The sequence below is a fragment of the Pseudomonas sp. TWI923 genome, from assembly GCF_039673365.1.
GTDB lineage: Bacteria > Pseudomonadota > Gammaproteobacteria > Pseudomonadales > Pseudomonadaceae > Aquipseudomonas > Aquipseudomonas sichuanensis.
Genome location: NZ_JBDJLM010000057.1, coordinates 1 through 19,387, shown reverse-complemented (window position 1 = coordinate 19,387; position 19,387 = coordinate 1). Strand labels below are relative to the sequence as shown.

The 19,387-nt window shown below is 65.5% G+C and carries 13 protein-coding genes; 5 read left to right on the top strand and 8 right to left on the bottom strand.

Features of this window, described 5'->3' with window-relative positions:
• Positions 1–19: 19 nt before the first annotated feature.
• The 4 genes from ABE459_RS19185 to ABE459_RS19170 form a co-directional block, all read right to left on the bottom strand.
• Complete coding sequence (locus ABE459_RS19185) at positions 20–937, bottom strand: AEC family transporter (protein WP_323832021.1); 918 nt, start codon at positions 935–937, stop codon at positions 20–22.
• A 272-nt stretch (positions 938–1,209) separates the two neighbouring features.
• Positions 1,210–2,073, bottom strand: coding sequence for a LysR family transcriptional regulator (locus ABE459_RS19180; protein WP_323832023.1), 864 nt, complete (start codon positions 2,071–2,073; stop codon positions 1,210–1,212).
• Positions 2,074–2,130: 57 nt separating this feature from the next.
• Positions 2,131–2,979: an ABC transporter permease subunit gene (locus ABE459_RS19175; RefSeq protein WP_125463811.1), complete on the bottom strand. Its 849-nt coding sequence runs from the start codon at positions 2,977–2,979 to the stop codon at positions 2,131–2,133.
• Positions 2,976–3,989 (bottom strand): ABC transporter substrate-binding protein, encoded by a 1,014-nt coding sequence (locus ABE459_RS19170; protein WP_125858404.1) that lies wholly within the window; start codon positions 3,987–3,989, stop codon positions 2,976–2,978. Before ABE459_RS19170 ends, ABE459_RS19175 begins: the two co-directional genes overlap by 4 nt.
• 112 nt (positions 3,990–4,101) lie before the next feature.
• On the opposite strand from ABE459_RS19170, the gene ABE459_RS19165 reads away from it, so the two are divergent.
• Positions 4,102–6,087, top strand: a complete 1,986-nt coding sequence (locus ABE459_RS19165; protein ID WP_346648121.1) for a S8 family serine peptidase — start codon at positions 4,102–4,104, stop codon at positions 6,085–6,087.
• 252 nt (positions 6,088–6,339) lie between these two features.
• A complete protein-coding gene (locus ABE459_RS19160; protein ID WP_323832027.1) occupies positions 6,340–8,235 on the top strand; it encodes a S8 family serine peptidase in 1,896 nt (631 codons plus the stop codon).
• Positions 8,236–8,284: 49 nt separating this feature from the next.
• Here ABE459_RS19160 and ABE459_RS19155 read toward each other — a convergent pair whose 3' ends face one another.
• Positions 8,285–10,432: a methyl-accepting chemotaxis protein gene (locus tag ABE459_RS19155; protein ID WP_323832029.1), complete on the bottom strand. Its 2,148-nt coding sequence runs from the start codon at positions 10,430–10,432 to the stop codon at positions 8,285–8,287.
• 262 nt (positions 10,433–10,694) lie between these two features.
• Between ABE459_RS19155 and ABE459_RS19150 the strand changes: the two genes are divergently transcribed.
• Complete coding sequence (locus tag ABE459_RS19150) at positions 10,695–12,014, top strand: Na+/H+ antiporter family protein (protein ID WP_125463816.1); 1,320 nt, start codon at positions 10,695–10,697, stop codon at positions 12,012–12,014.
• Between the two features lie 162 nt (positions 12,015–12,176).
• Here the strand turns inward: ABE459_RS19150 and ABE459_RS19145 are convergent, their stop codons facing one another.
• The 3 genes from ABE459_RS19145 to ABE459_RS19135 form a co-directional block, all read right to left on the bottom strand.
• Complete coding sequence (locus ABE459_RS19145) at positions 12,177–13,175, bottom strand: FecR family protein (protein WP_125463817.1); 999 nt, start codon at positions 13,173–13,175, stop codon at positions 12,177–12,179.
• Between the two features lie 160 nt (positions 13,176–13,335).
• Positions 13,336–15,105: an acyl-CoA dehydrogenase C-terminal domain-containing protein gene (locus ABE459_RS19140; RefSeq protein WP_323832031.1), complete on the bottom strand. Its 1,770-nt coding sequence runs from the start codon at positions 15,103–15,105 to the stop codon at positions 13,336–13,338.
• A gap of 148 nt (positions 15,106–15,253) precedes the next feature.
• Positions 15,254–16,876 carry an acyl-CoA synthetase gene (locus ABE459_RS19135; protein ID WP_258706421.1) on the bottom strand — a complete coding sequence of 541 codons (1,623 nt, stop codon included), beginning with the start codon at positions 16,874–16,876 and terminating at the stop codon, positions 15,254–15,256.
• Between the two features lie 183 nt (positions 16,877–17,059).
• Between ABE459_RS19135 and ABE459_RS19130 the strand changes: the two genes are divergently transcribed.
• Positions 17,060–18,466, top strand: coding sequence for an ATP-binding protein (locus ABE459_RS19130; RefSeq protein ID WP_125463820.1), 1,407 nt, complete (start codon positions 17,060–17,062; stop codon positions 18,464–18,466).
• Positions 18,467–18,477: 11 nt separating this feature from the next.
• On the top strand, positions 18,478–19,101 hold the full coding sequence (locus tag ABE459_RS19125) for a response regulator (RefSeq protein WP_125858414.1): 624 nt from the start codon (positions 18,478–18,480) through the stop codon (positions 19,099–19,101).
• Positions 19,102–19,387 lie beyond the last annotated feature (286 nt).

Below are 19,387 nucleotides of genomic sequence, written 5' to 3'. Positions count from 1 at the left end.
ACAGTCTAGACGGGCGGATTCAACTCAGCGTCAGGCTCAGCACCAGCGGCAGGGTGAGGGCGGCGGCCATGGTCTGCAGGGCGATGATGGTGGCCATCAGCGGTGCGTTGCCGCCCATCTGCCGGGCCATCACATAGGACGACGAGGCGGTCGGCAGGGCCTGGAACAGCACCGCCACCACCGCCGCCTGGCCGCCGAGGCCGAGCAGCCGGCACAGGCCCCAGGTGGTCAGCGGCATGACCAGGAACTTGAACAGCGAGGCCGCCAGCAAAGGCTTCACCTGTTGGCCCAGGCGTGCGCCACCCAGGGCCGCGCCGACGCACAAAAGGCCCAGCGGCAGGGCGGCCTGGCCGAGCGCCTTGACGGTCGGCTCCAGCCCTGCCGGTAAACCCAGGCCACTCACCCGCAGCAGCAGGCCACCGGCGCAGCCGACGATCAAGGGGTTGGCGAAGATCGCCTTGAGCACCGTGGCCGGCGAGCTGTGGCGGGCGCTGAAGCGGGCAAACACCAGCACACAGAGCAGGTTGACCAGCGGCACGATGGCGGCGTTGGCCACCGCCGCCAGGGCAATCCCGGCACTGCCATAGATGCCTGCGGCCAAAGTGGCGCCGATGTAGTTGTTGAAGCGCACGCCGCCCTGGAACACCGAGGTGAAGTCGGCACCGTCATGGCTGGCTGCACTCTGGTACAGCACCAGCAGCAGGGCGCCGAGCAGGGTCGAGAGCATCAGCACGCCAACCATGCCCAGTATCGGCACGCCGTCGAGGTTGGCGGTGGCCAGGCCGTGCAGGAACAGCGACGGCAGAAGCACGTAGTAGCTCAGGCGCTCGGCGCCGGGCCAGAAGGTTTCGGCGAGAAAACCGCGCACCCGCAGCCAAGTGCCCAGGGCGATGAGCAGGATGATCGGGACGAGGGTGGTCAGCAGCAGATGGAGCATGGTCGGCAGTCCGTGGTCGGGTACCGGCACAGGGTAGCGGAGGGGAGTGAACAGAAAAAACGCTGTTTTCTGCAGTTACTGTTGAGAAAAACTGCATCAATCCTTACAGCCTGGGAGCAACTTTCTTACTGTAGGAGCGGCCTTGTGTCGCGAAAGGGCTGCGCAGCAGCCCCAGGATCTCTGCTTCATGCAAGATTGCCGGGGCTGCTGTGCAGCCCTTTCGCGACACAAGGCCGCTCCTACAAGAAGGCAGCTGCTCCACAACGCCTCGCTCAAACCTCCAGGGCTGTCTTCAACACCGCACTCAAATGCCGCCGCTGGCTCTTCTCATGTTCCAGCAACACCACGCGCCGGGTCAGTTGCGGTTCGCCGAACGGCTGCACGCTGGCCGGCGGGAGGCGTTCGAGGTCGTCGTCGCTCATGGGGATGACCGCCACCCCCAGGCCCATGGCCGCCATGCGTGCCAGGGCCTCCTGGCTGTCCAGTTCCATCTGCTCGCTGACCTGCAGGCGCTGGCGGCGCAGCTCCTGTTCGATCTGCCGGCCGGCCCAGGCGCGCTTGTCGAAGCGCAGGAACGGCTGGCTGGCGAGCAGCGCCGGCACGCTTTGCCCGGCCAGCTCGGGGCTGGCGATGGCCCAGAAGCGGTCCTCGAACAGCGGGGTGAATTGCAGGCTCTGCGGGTAGGGGCTGACCGGCTCGGTGGTGATCGCCGCATCCAGTTCGCCGTCCTCGACGCGCCGGGCCAGCTCCGCCGACATGCCCGAGACCACGCTGATATGCAGCTGCGGATGGTGCGCCTTGATCCACACCAAGGCTCGTGGCAGGCGCCGCGCCAGCACGGTGTGGATCGCGCCGATGCGCAGCCGGCCACGCAGGCTGGGGCCGCTGGCGAGGGTGTCGGCCAGTTCGTCATAGGCGCCGAGGATGCTCTCGGCACGGGCCACGGCCAGTTGCCCGGCCTCGGTCAGCACGACTTGCCGGCGGCTGCGGTCGAACAGGGTGACCTGCAGTTCGTCTTCCAGGGTCTTGATGTGCAGGCTCACCGCCGAGGGCGTGAGGCTGAGCAGGTCGGCGGCGCGGGTGAAGGTGCCGTGGCGGGCGATGGTCACCAGGGTGCGCAGGGCTTTGAGGGACACGCGGGAACTCCGGGGGTGCTTGCAATGAGCAGAGGGCACGATACTGCAATAGCGGCCTCAACGCCCAGCGCGCCCGTACGCCTGGCTGATCCGGTCGATCACCATCGCCAGGGCGACGATCGCCAGCCCCGCCTCGACGCCCTGGCCGACGTTCAGCGTCTGGATGCCGGCCAGCACGTCCTCGCCCAGCCCGCGGGCGCCGATCATCGAGGCCACCACCACCATCGACAGCGCCATCATCACCGACTGGTTGAGCCCGGCCATGATGCTCGGCAGTGCCAGCGGCAGGGCGATGCGCCGCAAGCGCTGCCAGCGGCCGGCGCCCAGGCCGTGAGCGGCCTGCAGCAATGACGGGTCGATCTGTGCCAGGCCCAGCTGGGTCAGGCGCACCAGCGGCGGCAGGGCGTAGATCAGGGTGGCGAACACCGCCGGCACCTTGCCCAGGCCGAACAGCATCAATACCGGGATCAGGTAGACGAAGGCGGGTAGGGTCTGCATGACGTCGAGCACCGGCAGCAGCAGGCGCCGGGCCAGCGGGCGGGTGGCCAGCAGGATGCCCAGCGGCACGCCGATCAGCACGCACAGGCCGGTGCTCACCAGTACCAGGGCGAGGGTCTGCAACAGTTTGTCCCACAGCCCCAGCACCCCGATCAGCGCCAGCAGCCCGGTCAGGGCCACGGCGCGCAGCAAGCTGCGGCTGGCGTGCCAGGCCAGCAGCCCGACCAGCAGCAACAGCAGCCACCAGGGCAGCAGCCGCAGCAGGCTTTCCAGGGCGACCAGCAGTTGCAGCAACTGCTCGGAGACGCCGCGCAACTGGTCGCCGTAGTGCAGCACCAGCCAGTCGACCAGGCGGTTGACCGAGGGCGCGAAGGAGTATTGCAGGGCTTCGGGGAAGCCGCCGCTCATAGGCCGGCCCCGACCTTGGCGGCCTTGTCGGCGGGCAGCCAGGCCTTCCATACCTCGGGGTGTTCGCGCAGGAAGGCGAGGGCTGCCTCACGTGGTTTCTGGCGGGTTTCGCTCATGTGGGCGAGGGTTCTGTTCAGGGTGTCGATGGGCAGGTCGACTTTTTCGAACACGGCCACCAGGTCGGGGTACTGGTCATGGAAGGCCTTGGAGACGCCGATCGACAACTTGGCTGGCAGCGAGCTGCTGCCTTGCGGGTTGGGGTTGTTGGCATCGGTAAGGGTGGCCCAGGCCGCCGCGTCGAACGCCGGTTCTTCCAGGCGCACGAGTTCATGACGCCCCATCAGCGGGGTCGGGCTCCAGTAATAGAACAGCACCGGCTGGCCGCGGCGGATCGCCGAGGTGATCTCGGCGTCGAGGGCTGCGCCGGTGCCGCTGCGGAAGTTGTTGTACAGGGTGTCCAGGCCATAGGCCTTGAGCTTCTGGCTGTTGACTGTCTCGGAGGTCCAGCCGCTGGGGCTGTTGAGGAAACGGCCTTTGTCTGGCACCTCAGGGTCGCGGAACACCTGCGGGTAGCGCTTGAGGTCGGCAACATTCTTAAGGTCCGGGGCCAATGGCTTCAGGCCACGTGAAGGGTCGCCTTTGATCACGTAGGCCGGCACCCACCAGCCTTCCTCGGCGTTTTTTACCGTATCGCCCAGGGCGAACACCTGGCCGGCCTGCTCGGCCTTGACCCAGGCGGGGCTGCGCCCGGCCCATTCCTCGGCGATCACCTGCAGGTCGTTGCGTGCCAGCGCCACTTCCATGCTCACCGAGGTGCCGGGCAGGGTGTCGGTGGGGTAGCCGTAACCGCGCTCGACGATCAGGCGCAGGATCTCGGTGGTCAGTGCGCCGCTTTCCCAGGTGATGTCGCCGAAGTGGATCGGGGGCGGTTGTGTGGCTACGGCGGGAGCGAAGGTGCCCAGGCCACACACCAGGAGCAGGCTGGCAAGCAGGCTTTGGATCTGTTTCATCGACACCTCTACGGGGGGCCAGGTGGGGGAAGTGTAGACGACGGTCGCAGTCGGCAGCCCCAGGCATGGAGGAAGGCGTGCAGGCTGGGTAAGGCGGTTGCCAGTGTCGACAATGGCGATCCACGTGCCCCCCCAACCCCTTTCGAAGGAGCGATCGATGAACTTGGCTCTTGATTTTGTCTACTACCGCAACTTCCGTTTCGACGGCAGGTTTCATGTCCGCTGCCAGGGCGACGATCTGGCCAAGGTTGCCCGTATCCGCTACGAGCTGCAGCGGGTTACCGCGGCAGGCACGGAGCAGCTGGCCGGTGTTTCTGCGCGCTCCTTTGCCCGCACCGGCTCGCTGGCCGACCACGGGTGCCCGGCCAGCCTGCTCACTTCGGCGCGAGCAGGGCAGTATCGGATCACGCCGAGGGTCATCCTGTTGGAGAAGGAGGCCCGGGCAATGAATCACCCCGTCGGGGCGCAAGGGGTGATCGATCTGCCTGCGCTGGCCATTGATATCGTCGAAGAGGACCTGGACAGGCGCATTCTCGACAAGGTGCCCCTGGCCAACGGACGCCGACAGCGCCGGCATGCCGTTGTCCGCAAGGAGGACGACAGGTTTGTCGACGACCCCTATGGCCAGCGTTTGGCGCCGCTGCCTGCGGTTGGCCCGGACGGTCGCTGTGCGCCGCTGCTGATCAAGTTCCGTGAGGATGGCCTGGCACAATTGCGCCAAGATCTGCGACCCGGCTCGAACGCGCCGCTGGCCCGTCGGTGGCCGAACCTGGGGGCTCAGCTCGTCCTGCGGCCGGTGCTCGAGCCAGCGGAGCGCGAGGACCCACGGCTCGCTGCCTTGCGCCCTTACTGCTGGATGGAACAGCCCGGCGCCATGTCAGTCGAGACCTATCACGCGTTGCTCAGAACATTCGCGGCGCTGGAGTACGTGGACTCGTTGCTGCCTGCCCCAGCCACGAGCGCGACCCCACTGTTGTTGCTGGGAGGCGCGGCGTTGCTGGCAACGCTGTTGACAGGCGGCGCGCTGGTGCTGGGCAACAGGGCGTATGACGATGCGCAGCCAACAGCAGATTTCGAAGCGCGACAGTACTACCTAGACGAACCCGGGGCCCGCTGGCAGGGCCTGAATATCCGCAAGGTCTGGGCCGAACAGGTGACAGGCAAGGGCGCGCGAATCCACTTCAGCGATGGCGGCCTTTTCCCCAACCATGAAGAACTGCGCGGCAATCCGAAACTGCAGATCGTGTCCGCCACGCCCAATGATGATCCCGAGCATGGCACTGCGTCGCTTGGAATCATGGTGGCCGCACGCAACGGCCTGGGCGTGACCGGCATCGCCCATGGCAGCGAACTCTTTGTGCACGACAACCGCGCCAGCGATGTCGCAGGTGCCACCCAGACGCTGAAGAATCTGCTGTTGCAGGTGCAGCCTGGCGACATCGTCGGCATCAATCGGCAGGCCGCCAACCCGGCCGTGCTGACGACCGTTCTGCCGTCGCTGCATGAGCGCCCTTGGTGGGATGTGATGCAGTCGCTCAGCCAGCGTGGTGCGGTGGTGCTCAACGCCGCCGCCAACGGCAGCTCGGCGTCGCGCGAGGACAAAGGGACGGTGCGTGGCTACGGCGTAGACCTCTCGCAGTGGCGGTTCTTCGACGATCATGGCGACGCAGGTTGCATTCTGGTCGGCGCATGTCACTCCTGGGATGGCAAGCCGCACCAGTACTCCAATTTCAATTATCGCCACCGCATGCTCAACGCCTGGGGGGACAGCGTGGTCACCCTGGGCTATGGCAAGCTCCAGGACAAATCCGGCCATGATCGGGACTACACCGACACTTATGCCGGGACGTCCAGCGCGACGCCTTTGGTGGCCGGTGCCTTGGCACTGATCCAGTCGTATGCGATCGAACAGCATCATGTCTACCTGGACGGCGACCAGATGCACCTGCTGGTCTCCGCCTCGGGTTATCAGGACGCAACGCTGCCGGGCACCGATGTGCTTCCCATGGGGCATCGCCCGGATGTGCAGGGCGCGCTGGTAATGCTCGATCGCCTGCTCGGTGGTGGCCGTTTCCATTCGCGTAGGGACGAGCTGTGAGCCGTGTACAGCCGTTCGGGAAGCGGACCTGCGGGCACTGATCCATGGAGCCCTGATGCTGCTTTGCAAGGCCGTTCAACGATTGGCTGAACTCAGCTGACGCGTTGACCTGTACGGGGCGGGCGCACCAGCAACGTTGAGCTTCACGGGGAATGCTTGCAGGCTGCAACTCATGCCACCGTCTCCCCACAATTGATCATCCGGCATGCCCGGACATGCACTTCGCTCAACTGGAAAAACAAGGTTCTAAGGATGGATGATTTAGGTTTCGTGCATTACCGCAACTTTCAATTTGATGGTTTGTTGTTCGTGCGTTGCGTGGGGGCCGATCTTGGCAAGGTCAAGAGCATTCGCTACGTATTGCGAACGGTCATTGACGGTCGGCCCCGGCGGCTCGAGGGCAGGACGGTCACGGGCCAGGCCAGCAGCGGTCGATTGGAGGACTATGATTGCCCCGCCACGTTTAGTGTGGCGGCCTCAGCCGGTACGTTCTCGATAACGCCAACGGTGACTTGGTTGGACAGCACAGGGAAAGGGAGCCAGGCGTTCGCTCCATTGATGTTCGATATCAAGGCCGCAGAAGCGACGCGGCACTTGCTCGATGATGTTTCGCTAGGCCCCGTACCGAGTCGGAGCGAACGCAGCATCGGGAACAAAGCGCATAACTTGCCGGCTCTGGGAGATGGCGCCCTGCAAGGGCACCCAGCAATCAATTCCGGCCCGGCACCGGGCCCGCTGGTGTTGGCATTTGCCGAAGGCGGCGCAGAACGATTCGCGGCGGATATGGAGCCCTCGTCGGGCTCTCGTCTGGCGAATCTGTGGCCCAAGCTGGGGGAGGTAATCAAATGGCAGCCCGTGCTTGACGCCGATGAGCGAGACGACCCGGCATTGGCCGTCCTGGCGCCGTATTACCGTATCGAGCAACCCGACAGCATGCTCAACGATACCTTTGTCGCCCTGGGCTGGACGCTGTCGTCGCTGGATTATGTGCTCAGTGTGCAGCTTCTGCCGAAGGTTGCAGGCTCTTCGCTCCTGGGATTAGGTGCCGCTGGTTTACTGGCGACCCTGTTTACCGGAGGCGTTGTGGTGCTGGGTAACAGAGCGAATGAAAATGCCCGTCCGACGCCAGACTTCGAAGCGCTGCAAACCTACCTGGACGAGCCCGGTACGACAACCAAAGGCCTCAACGTTCGCCAGGCCTGGGAGCGGAAGGTGGCAGGCAAGGGGGTTCGTATCCACTTGACCGATGGTGGGCTGAGCAAGGATCACGAGGACCTGCCAGGTTCCACGCAACTTCATGTGGTCGTAGCCGGGCCCAATGACGATCTGGTGCATGGCACCGGTGCAGCGGGGCTTTTGGTCGCGAAGGCCAACGGCTTTGGTACAACCGGTATCGCCCATGGCGCGCAGTTGTACGTTTACCACAACCGAAGTGCCAACTTGCAGACGCTCAAGGCATTGATGCGCCTGGTGCTGCCGGGCGATGTCGTGGCGTTCAACCGGGAGGTCGAGGCCACTGGCATGCCAGGCACTCGTCTGCCGACCCTTCACTCTCAGTTGTGGTGGCAACTCATTCAAGGCCTCAACGCGCGAGGCGCGGTGGTGGTTTGCGCCGCCGGCAACGGTCACAGGGCAGACAATGCGGCTGTGGGAGCAGTCAAGGGACGTGGTGTCGACCTTTCGGCCTGGCCGCACTTCGACAATCATGGCGATGCTGGCGCCATCGTGGTTGGCGCTTGCCATTCATGGTCTGGCGAGCCCAGCGAGTGGTCGAACTTCCGGTATCCGTACCGGATGCTCAACGGTTGGGGAGATGGTGTCGTGACGTTGGGCGCGCTTCACGACAGGGACCTGCAGGACAAGTCTGGAACAAACCGTGACTACACCGACTTCTACAACGGCACTTCGGCGGCGACGCCGATGGTCGCAGGTGCGTTGAGCCTGATCCAGGCCTATGCCATCGAGCGGCACCATATCTACCTCAACGGCGACCAGATGCACCTGCTGGTGATGAAGTCCGGGTATCAGGACGCCACGCTTCCTGGCGAGACCAAGTTGCCGATGGGAGCCAGGCCGAATGTCGAGGGTGCCATGGCGTTGCTCGATACTATTCTGGCCAGTGGCCAGACTGGGAGGGATGAGTTGTAGCATGGGGCCGGCCTGCGGGCGCACCAAGGCGCGCCCGCAAACCTTGGGCTCACACCCGGAATTGATCCATCAACCCCTGCTGCTGGTTGGCCAGGCTGTTCAGCGACTGGCTGACCCGCGCCGATTCGTTGGCCTGGCCCGACAGCGACTCGGTGACGTCGCGGATGGTGGCGACGTTGCTGTTGATCTCTTCGGCCACCGCGCTCTGCTCTTCGGCAGCGCTGGCGATCTGCAGGTTCATGTCGGTGATCACCGTCACTGCCTGGCCAATGCGCTGCAACGCGGTGGCCGCCTGGCCGACCTGCTCGACACCGCCTTGGGCCTGGCGGTGGCTGCTGTTCATGGCGCCGACCACATCGCGGGTACCGGCCTGCAGCGCCTCGATCACCTGGCGGGTCTCTTCCACCGACTCCTGGGTACGGCGGGCGAGGTTGCGCACTTCATCGGCGACCACCGCAAAACCGCGCCCGGCTTCACCGGCACGGGCCGCTTCGATGGCGGCGTTGAGCGCCAGCAGGTTGGTCTGCTCGGCGATCGAGCGGATCACTTCCAGTACCGAGCCGATCTTCTCGCTGTTCTGCGCCAGGCCTTCGACCTCGGCCATGGCGCTGCTCATGTCGGCGGCCAGGGTGTCGATGCTGGTGGTGGTGCGGTCGATCACCGCCAGGCCTTCGCGGGTGGCCTGATCGGCGTCGCGGGCGGCCTGTGCGGCCTGGGCCGCGCTGCGGGCGACGTCCTGGGCGGTGGCGCTCATTTCGTGGGAGGCGGTGGCCACCTGGTCCACCTGGCGGTACTGCTGCTCCATGCCGGCGCTGGTCTGGGTGGCGATGGCCGCGGACTGGTCAGCGGTGCCACGGGCGGCCTGCACCGAGCGCTTCACTTCGGCGATGGTCGGCTGCAGCTTGTCGAGGAAGCGGTTGAACCAGCCGGCCAGCTCGCCCAGCTCGTCGCGCTTGTCGTATTGCAGGCGGCGGGTCAGGTCGCCTTCGCCGCTGGCGATGTCCTTGAGCATGGCGGCCACGCCGAGGATCGGCCTGGTCACGGTGCGGGCCATCAGCCACACCAGCAGCAGGCCGGCGATGGCGGCGGCCAGGCCCAGGCCCAGTTCCAGCAGGGTGCCGCTGGTATTGAGGGCGTCGAGTTCCTGCTTGAGCGTTTCGGCCGGGCCGGTCAGGGCGCTTTCCGGTACGTCCAGCAGCACGCCCCACGGCTTGCCGCCGGGGATCGGCTCGAAGGCGGCCAGCACTTTCAGGCGTTGCGCGCCATGCAGGATCTGCAACTTGCCTTCGGCCAGCTTGCGCACCAGCTCCGCGCCTTGCGCGGTGTCGACCTGGTCCAGGCGCTGGGCCAGCTTGCCGGCATCGGCGCTGTAGCCGGCCAGCAAGCCGACCGGGCTGAGGATGCCGACCGTGGTGCGGCCTTCGTACAGGCCACGGCTGGCCGACTCGCTCAGGGCCTGCAGGCTGTTGAGGTTGATGTCGATGGACAGGGTGGCGATCACCTTGCCGTTGCTCTTGAGCGGGAACACGATGCTGGTCATCAGCACGCGCTGGCCGTCGATGTCGTAGAAGTACGGCTCGACCACGCACACCGTGCCGGTGCTGCGTGGGCACACCCACCAGGTGTTGGCCGGCTGGCCGCTGGGGCCGACTTCGGTATTGGCCATGTCGTGCTCGGGCAGTGCCATCGAGGTCAACTGGCCGGCGCGCGGTTGCGACCAGTACAGGGCGAAGCGGCCAGTCTCGTTGCTGCCCAGTTCCGCCTGGCCGGTGAACAGCTTGTCCTTGCCGTCCAGTGCGCCGGGCTCGAATACCAGCGACAGGCCGAGCAGGTCAGGGTTGGCCTGCAGCGCGGCACGCACCTGGGCGGTCATGTCCTGGCGCAGGTCGTAGGCGTCGAGGAAGCGTTTTTCCGCCTGTTCGCGCAGGAACAGTACCTGGCGGGCAAAACCAGCGCCGTATTGGTAGGCGTCCATGAACTGGCGGCGGATGTTCAGGGCCTGCACTTCACCTTGCGATTCGATGCGCGACTGCGCCGCTTCGCTGAGCATGTGCATGCTGCTGGCCTTGACCAGGTCGGAACTGTGGTCCATGCGGTACAGCGAAAGGCCGACCAGCAAGGTGACGATACTGGCCAGGCACAGGCCGGCCAGCAGGGTGATCTTCCATTGGATGGAGAGTTGTCGCAGCGCAGGCATTGGGGCAAATCCCTTGTAATAGGTTTGATGCTGCATGCTGTATCGGCGCTGCAGGATTTTTCTTTATTCAAACGTTCAATTTAAACCCGCTACTTTCGTCTATGTCCTACAAGGACGCGCGGCGCAGACGCTTTTGACTTCTGCTGGCCTGTGCTTCAGAGTGTGCGCCCTTCATAACAACATCCCCTGGTCCGGCCACTGCCTGCGCGCAGCTGTCGCCGGAACGCTCGCTTTTTGTCTGTCGTAAAGAGGTTTGCACACCATGAATGCAGTGATTGCCGCGGTCGGGCTCATGCTGATCCTGAGCCTGTCCCGCGTGCATGTGGTCATCGCGCTGATCATCGGCGCCCTGGCCGGTGGCCTGGTCGGAGGCCTGGGTATCGAGGGCACGCTCAAGGCCTTCAACGGTGGCCTGGGTGGCGGTGCCACGGTGGCGTTGTCGTATGCGCTGCTTGGCGCCTTCGCGGTGGCCATCGCCAAATCGGGCCTGGCCCATGCCCTGGCCGACCGCGCCCTGGCGATGATCGACCGTCAGGGGCATGCCGATGGCGGCAAGGTCAAATGGCTGCTGATCGGCCTGATGCTGGTGGTGGCGGTTTCGTCGCAGAACATCCTGCCGATCCACATCGCCTTCATTCCGTTGCTGGTGCCACCGCTTTTATATGTACTGACGCGCCTGCGCATCGACCGCCGGCTGATCGCCTGTGTGATCACCTTCGGCCTGATCACCCCGTACATGTTCCTGCCGGTGGGCTTTGGCAACATCTTCCTCAACGAGATCCTGCTGGCCAACGTCGCCCGCGCGGGCGTGGACGTGAGCGGGGTCAATGTCACCCACGCCATGGCCATCCCGGCGGCCGGCATGCTCGCTGGCCTGCTGCTGGCCGTGTTCGTCAGCTATCGCAAGAAGCGCGACTACGACCTGGCGCGCATCGAAGAGGTCGAGCAGGTCAGCGTGCAATACAACCCGCTGACCCTGGTGGTCGCCGGTGTGGCCATCGGTGCGGCGTTCATCATCCAGTTGTGGCTGGACTCGATGATCATCGGCGCGATGGTGGGTTTTTTGATCTTCTCGCTGTCGGGCATCGTGCGCTGGAAGGACACCGACGACCTGTTCACCGAGGGCATGAAGATGATGGCGATGATCGGCTTCATCATGATCGCCGCCTCGGGCTTTGCCGATGTGATGAAGGCCACCGGTGAAGTGAAGACCCTGGTCGAGACCTCGGCGCAGTGGATCGACCACAGCAAGGGTATCGGCGCCTTGCTGATGCTGCTGGTGGGGTTGCTGGTGACCATGGGCATCGGCTCGTCGTTCTCCACCGTGCCGATCCTGGCAGCGATCTTCGTGCCGCTGTGCGTGCAACTGGGCTTCGACCCGGTGGCCACGGTGTGTATCGTCGGTACCGCCGGTGCCTTGGGCGATGCCGGTTCGCCAGCTTCGGATTCAACCTTGGGGCCGACCTCGGGGCTGAACGTGGATGGCCAGCACCACCATATCTGGGACACCGTGGTGCCGACGTTCATCCATTACAACCTGCCGTTGCTGGCGTTTGGCTGGTTGGCGGCGATGACCTTGTGAAGCCTGTCGAGCGGCGCTGCGCTGGGCTCTGTAGGAGCGGCCTTGTGCCGCGAAGGGCTGCGCAGCACCCCCGGCAATCTTGCATGGTGCAGAGATCCTGGGGCCGCTGCGCAGCCCGTTCGCGGCACAAGGCCGCTCCTACCGGGATCGTGCTGGATTGACTCAGCCGCGGCTTGGCGGCGGGGTGATGCGGTTGAGGACGGTGCTGCCGTCCTTGCTGCGGGTGAGGTACACCGGCAGCACCTTGGGCAAGGTGTCGACCAGGCGTGCCACTTCGCGGGTGTTGTAGACGCCGCTGATGCGGATCCTGGCAGTGCTGTCATCGGCCAGGCGCAGTGGCTTGTCGAGGTAGCGGTTGATCACCGGCAAGGCCTGGGCCAGGCTCAGGTTGTCCAGCACCAGCTTGCCACTGCGCCAGGCCAGGCTGTTGCCCGAGTCGTCGCTCTGGCTCAACTGCGGTTCGAAATCACCGGTGTGGTAGCTGGCCTGCATGCCCGGGCCGAGGCGGTAGCCTCCGGCGTTGCCATCGTTGCTGACCAGCACCGAGCCCTCCACCAGCGTCACCTTGACCTGGTCTTCATATTTCCACACGTTGAACTGGGTGCCGGTGACCCGGGTCTGGCCGTTGCCGGCACGGACGATGAAGGGGTGGCTGCTGTCGTGCACGACCTTGAAGAACGCCTCGCCCTTGATCAGGGTGACGCGGCGTTCGTCCTTGTAGTTCAGGTAGCGCAGCTCGCTGTGCAGGTTGAGTTCGACGCTGCTGCCGTCGCTCAGGCGTACCTGGCGCAACTGGTCTGTGGTTTCGACATGCTGGTAGCCGTTGGGCAGCCAGCCTTGTTCCCAGCCCACCCAGCCGGCCAGGGGCAGGGCGAGCAGGGCAATGGCCGCCGCCGAGGCCAATGGCCGCCAATTGCGGGCCGCGGCCTGCCGGGGTTTGAGCTCCACCACCTGGGCGCTGCGTGGCAGCAGGTCGGCAGTCTGCCAGATCTCCAGCATCGCCTGGTACTCCTGCGCGTGCCGCAGGTCGGCCGCCAGCCACTGGCTGAACGCCGCCTGTTCCGCCGCCGTGCAGTCTTCGGCGTGCAGGCGCATGCACCAATGCGCGGCGGCGTCGGTGATGGCATCGTCTTCGCTGGGGGTGAGGCGGTCCTGATTCATTACGGCTCCCGGTTTTGCGGGCATTCTACCCTTGGGTGGGGGCTTCCGAGAACGTGTTAATGGCGAATGACTATCAATTGTAGGAAATTTCGTAGTAGTTGCGCATGGCTCGTATCTGCTTTCAGCCCATCGCGGGGCAGTTCCGCGATGGGCCGAGGTTTCAGAACTGCTCTGCAGCCATCCCATACAGGCTGGCGCTGCCGGCTCGAATGCTGGCTTCCAGGGCCAGGCCACGTGGCAACACGCGCTGGAAGTAGAACGCCGCGCAGTCGAGCTTGGCGCCATGGAAGGCCGGGTCCTGCGCCTGCCGGGCCTGCGCCACGTTGGCCATGCGCGCCCACATATAGGCATAGGCGGTCAAACCGAACAGGTGCAGGTATTCCACCGCCGAGGCGCTGACCAGGTTGGCATCCGTGCGGGCCTGCGCCTGCAGCCACTGGCTGACGCGCTCCAGGCGCACCAGCGCCTCCAGCAGCGCCTCGCGATGCAGCGCGGCGTCCACGCAAAAGGCGCGGATCTCGGCCACCAGGCCAGCCAGAGCCTGGCCACCGTCGCCCAGTACCTTGCGCCCGAGCAGGTCGAGGGCCTGGATACCGTTGGTGCCCTCATAGATTTGTGCGATGCGCACGTCGCGCACGCGCTGCTCCTGGCCCCATTCGCGGATGTAGCCGTGGCCGCCAAACACCTGCTGGCCCAGCACACAGCTTTCCAGGCCGTTGTCGGTGAAGAATGCCTTGGCCACTGGCGTCAGCAGGGCCACCTGGCGCTGGGCACGCTCGCGCTCGCCGGCATCCTCGGCGTAACGGGCGATGTCCAGCTGTTGCCCGACGTACACGGCGAAGGCGCGGCCACCCTCGGTAAGGGTGCGCATGGTCAGCAGCATGCGCCGCACATCGCCGTGCACGATGATCGGGTCGGCGCTGCGCGCGGGGGCGTCGCTGCCTGTGGCTGCGCGGCTTTGCAGGCGCTCGTTGGCGTAACGTGCGGCGGCCTGGTACGAGGCCTCGGCGCAACCGATGCCCTGCAGGCCGATGGACAGCCGCTCGTAGTTCATCATGGTGAACATCGCCGCCAGGCCTTTGTTCGCCTCGCCAACCAGATAACCCTCGGCCTGGTCGAAGTTCATCACGCAGGTGGCCGAGGCCTTGATGCCCATCTTGTGTTCGATCGACCCGCAGTGGGCGCCGTTGCGCGCGCCCAGGCTGCCATCGGCTGCGACCCGGTATTTGGGCACCAGGAACAGCGAGATGCCCTTGGCGCCGGCCGGTGCGTCGGGCAGGCGCGCCAGCACCAGGTGGACGATGTTCTCGGTGAGGTCCTGTTCACCACCGGTGATGAAGATCTTGCTGCCGCTCAGTTGATAGCTGCCATCGGCCTGGGGTTCGGCGCGGGTGCGGATCAGCCCCAGGTCGGTGCCGGCGTGGGGCTCGGTCAGGCACATGGTGCCGGCCCAGCGGCCTTGGTACAGCGCTGGCAGGTAAGTGGCCTTGAGCTGTTCGCTGGCGTGGGCGTCGATGGCCAGGCAACTGCCGGCGGTGAGCGCGGAGTACAGGCTGAAGCTGCTGTCGGCGGCGTACAGCATTTCTTCGAACAGCACCCCGAGCATTTTCGGCATACCCATGCCGCCGTGCTCGGGGTTACCGCCCAGGCCGACCCAGCCGCCCTCGCGGTAGGTGCGCCAGGCTTCCCGGAAACCGTCCGGGGTGCGCACTTCGCCGTTGGCGAACTGCACGCCCTGTTCGTCGCCGTTACGGCTGAGCGGGGCGATCAGCTGGCTGGTGAGGCGGGCGGCCTCTTCGAGGATGGCGTCGGCGGTGTCGGCATCGAGCCGCTCGGCCAGGGCGGGAAGGCGTGCCCACAGGGCAGGGCCTTGGAACACCTCGTGGAGGACGAAGTGCATGTCGCGCAGAGGGGCGGTGTAGTCGGTCATGGCAAGGCTCATCTTAAGGTAAGGCGCATGGGGGCGCTGTGCGCCCCTTTCGCGACACACGCCCGCTCCTACAGGCAGGGCGCGTTTTTGTGCCGGCGCGGCCGGGGGACGCGAAAGGGCTGCGCAGCAGCCCCAGGATTCGGTGGGTTCAGAGCGCCCGGGCGCGGTCGCGCAGTACGTACTTCTGGATCTTGCCGGTGCTGGTCTTGGGTAATTCGCCGAACACCACGGTCTTCGGCACCTTGAACCCGGCCAGATGCTCGCGGCACCAGGCGACGATTTCGCTTTCGCGGGTACCGCCGTGGCCGGTCTTGAGGGCGACGAAGGCGCAAGGCGTCTCGCCCCATTTTTCGTCGGGGCGCGCCACCACGGCGGCTTCGAGCACGGCCGGGTGGCGGTACAGGGCGTCCTCGACCTCGATGGTGGAGATGTTCTCGCCGCCGGAAATGATGATGTCCTTGAGCCGGTCCTTGATCTCGACGTAGCCGTCGGCATGCCACACCGCCAGGTCGCCGGTGTGGAACCAGCCGCCGCGGAAGGCCTCGGCGGTGGCCTCGGGGTTCTTCAGGTAGCCCTTCATCACGGTGTTGCCGCGCATGAAGATCTCACCCAGGGTATTGCCGTCGCGCGGTACCGGTTCGAGGGTTTGCGGGTCGGCGACCATCAGGCCGTCCAGGGTCGGGTAGCGCACGCCCTGGCGCGACTTGATCCGCGCCCGTTCATCCAGGGTCAGTGCGTCCCATTCCTCATGCCAGGCACACACGGTCACCGGGCCGTAGACCTCGGTCAGGCCGTAGGTGTGGGTGATGTGGATGCCCATTTCTTCCACCGCACCGATCACCTTGGCCGGCGGTGCGGCGCCGGCGACCATCGCCTGCACCGGGTGTTCGATGGCGGCCTTGGCGGCGTCGGGCATGTTGACCAGGGCATTGAGCACGATCGGCGCGCCGCACAGGTGGCTGACCCGGTGTTCGCGGATCAGCGTGAGGATCTTCTGCGGGTCGACCCGGCGCAGGAACACGTGAGTGCCGGCCAGCGCGGTGACGGTCCAGGGGTAGCACCAGCCGTTGCAGTGGAACATCGGCAGGGTCCACAGGTACACCGGGCGGTGGCCCATGGCCCAGGTCATCTGGTTGCCCAGGGCGTTGAGGTAGGCGCCGCGGTGGTGATAGACCACGCCCTTGGGGTTGCCGGTGGTGCCGGAGGTGTAGTTGAGCGAGATCGCCTGCCATTCGTCCTCCGGCCACTCCCAGGCGAAGTCCGGGTCGCCCTCGGCGAGCAGGGCCTCGTAGTCCAGGTCGCTGACCGGCTGGCCCTCGCCGTATTCCGGGTCGTCCACGTCGATCACCAGCGGCGGGTGTTCCAGCAGGGCCAGGGCATCGCGGATCACGCCGTGGAACTCGCGGTCGCCGATCAGCACCTTGGCCTCGCCATGGCGCAGCATGAAGGCGATGGCCTCGGCGTCCAGGCGCACGTTGAGGGTGTTGAGCACCGCGCCGATCATCGGTACGCCGAAGTGCGCTTCGAGCATGGCCGGGATGTTCGGCAGCATCACCGCCACCGTGTCGCCACGGCCGACGCCACGGCCTTGCAGGGCGCTGGCCAGGCGTCGGCAGCGGGCATAGGTTTCGCGCCAGTCACGGCGGATGGCACCATGGATCACGGCCGGGTACTGGCCATATACCGCGGCGGTGCGTTCGATGAAGCTCAGCGGGGTGAGGGCGACGTGGTTGACAGGTGCGGGCATCAGGCCCTGGGAGAAGATCGACATGCGCGGTTCCTGTAGGGGAGGCAGGCGCACTCCGTGCGCTAGACCCCCGGTGGCTGATTGTTAGCTCTGATCAGGGTGTGGGAGGGGCGTGCCTCCCTGTCGCTTTTTTACGCGAGCCGCTATGGTATCTGGAAGATCGACTATAGCAATATAGTAAAACTACTATAACAAGAGCCTTTTCCCGTGAAGCCTGACTGCTCCCCCTTGCTCGCCCTGGACCCGCAACCGAGCCTGCTGCTGGCGGCCGATGCCGGCCCCTTGCAGCTCAACGCCGCCTTGCAGGCATTGATTGCCGAAGGGCCGCCGCTGGCCAGTTGGCTACCGGGCAATCATGCCGCGCTGGTGCGCGCCTGCCTGCGCCAGGGGCGGGCAATAAGCGAGGTCGAGGCTCAGGTAGGCGAGCGCATCTTGCTGTGGACCTTCATCCCCGATCACGCCGGCCAACAGGTGCTGGCCCGCTGCCGCGATGCCAGCGGCGAGCGCCAGGGTGAGCGCGAGGCCAGCCGGGCCCGACGGCTGTACCGGCTGATCACCGAGAACACCACCGACCTGATTTCCCGGCACAGCCCGGACGGGCGCTTTCTCGATGCCACGCCTGCGGCCTTCCGCCTGCTCGGGGTATGGCCGGAGCAATTGCGCGGCAGCCCGGCACGCAGCCTGCTGCACCCGCGCGAGCGCCGCCAGGCGCTGTTGCAGGCCGGTGCGGCGCTGGAGGCGGACGGCTACCACACCATGACCTGCCGCGTGCGCCATGCCGATGGCCGTTACCGTTGGTTCGAGATCGCCTGCCGGGCGATCCGCGAAACCTATACCGGTGCGGTGGTAGAGATCGTCGCCGTGTCCCGCGATATCACCCTGCGCATCGAGGCTCAGGAAAACCTGGCCCATAGCGCTCGAGTCGCAACGCTGGGCGAGTTGGCTTCGGGCATCGCCCACGAGATCAACCAGCCGCTGGCCGCGGTGCTCAACTACAGCAATGCCAGCCTGCGCTACCTGAACAATCTGGAGCACGATCCGCACGCCCGCGAGCGGGTTGCCCAGGGCCTGCAACGGATCAACCAGCAGGCCACCCATGCCGCCGAGGTGATCCGCCGGCTGCGCGCCTTCCTGCGCAAGGGCCCGCGCCAGCTGCAGGCGCTGGATATCGCCCAGGTTGCCGGGGAAGTGCTCAGGCTTTGCGCCTGGGAAGCGGGTGCTGCGCAGGTTCGCATCGAACAGCGGCTGGGGCCGCAGCTGCCGACGGTGTACGCCGATCGGGTGTTGCTGGAGCAGGTGCTGCTCAACCTGCTGCGCAATGCCATCGACGCCAACCGTGAGCAGCACGCAGGCCTTCCGTCGCGTATCCTGCTGGGCGCCTGGCGCCAGGAGGACGGGCTGCTGGTGGAGGTGGCCGACCAGGGGCCTGGCGTGGCGCCTGAGCAGTTGGAGGCGATCTTTACCCCGTTCACTACCAGCAAGGCCGATGGCCTGGGCCTGGGGTTGAGCATGAGCCGCAGCATTGTCGAAGGCTTGGGTGGCAGTCTGTGGGCACGGCTGGGCGAGGGTGGCGGGTTGGTGTTGTGTTGCCGGCTGGCGGTGAACCGGACATGAAGGAGGGGGCGGTGGTGCAAGCGAAGGTGTATGTGGTGGACGACGACCCGGGGATGCTCGATTCGACGGTGTGGCTGCTCGAGTCGGTGGGCTTGCAGGCTTTGCCGTTTACCAGTGGCCAGGCGTTTCTGGAGGCCTGCGACGGTAGTGGCCCGGCTTGTGTGTTGCTGGATGTGCGCATGCCGGGGATGGGTGGGCTGGCGGTGCAGCAGGCGTTGCAGCAGCGGGGGGTGGACATGCCGTTGATCTTTGTCAGCGGGCATGCCGATGTGCCGATCGTGGTGCGGGCGTTCAAGGCGGGGGCCTGTGATTTCATCGAGAAGCCGTATAACGATCAGTTGCTGCTGGACAGTGTGCAGGCGGCGCTTGGGCGTGCCCAGGGGGGGAATGGGGCGGTGGAGGAGGTGCAGGGGCGGATCGACAGCCTGACGCCGCGGGAGCGGGATGTGTTCATTCCGTTGGTGCAGGGGTTGGGGAATCGGGAGATTGCCGAGCGGTTGGGGGTCAGTGTCAAGACCATTGACCTTTATCGGGGGCGGGTGATGAAGCGGATGCAGGCGGGGAGTTTGGCGGAGTTGGTGGGGATGGCGATTGCTTGTGGGGTGGTGGGGGCGTTGGGGTTACGGGAGGTTTGAGCTGGGTTATCGTTGGTTTCAAGTTTCAAGTTTCAAGTTTCAAGTTTCAAGTTTCAAGTTTCAAGTTTCAAGTTTCAAGTTATAGCTTCGGCTATGCACTTAAAAGCCATTAATTATTGGTTGTTGGTTGTTGGTTTTGGAAGTTGTATGCGCATTCATTTGCGATGTCGACGCTTAGTCACCTTTCCGCCCTTACGGCGGGTTACTTTGGTCTTGGCCAAAGTAACCAAAGCCGCTCGCTCCCATCATACGGCCCCTACGCTGCGCTTCGGGGTCCCTTCGCTCC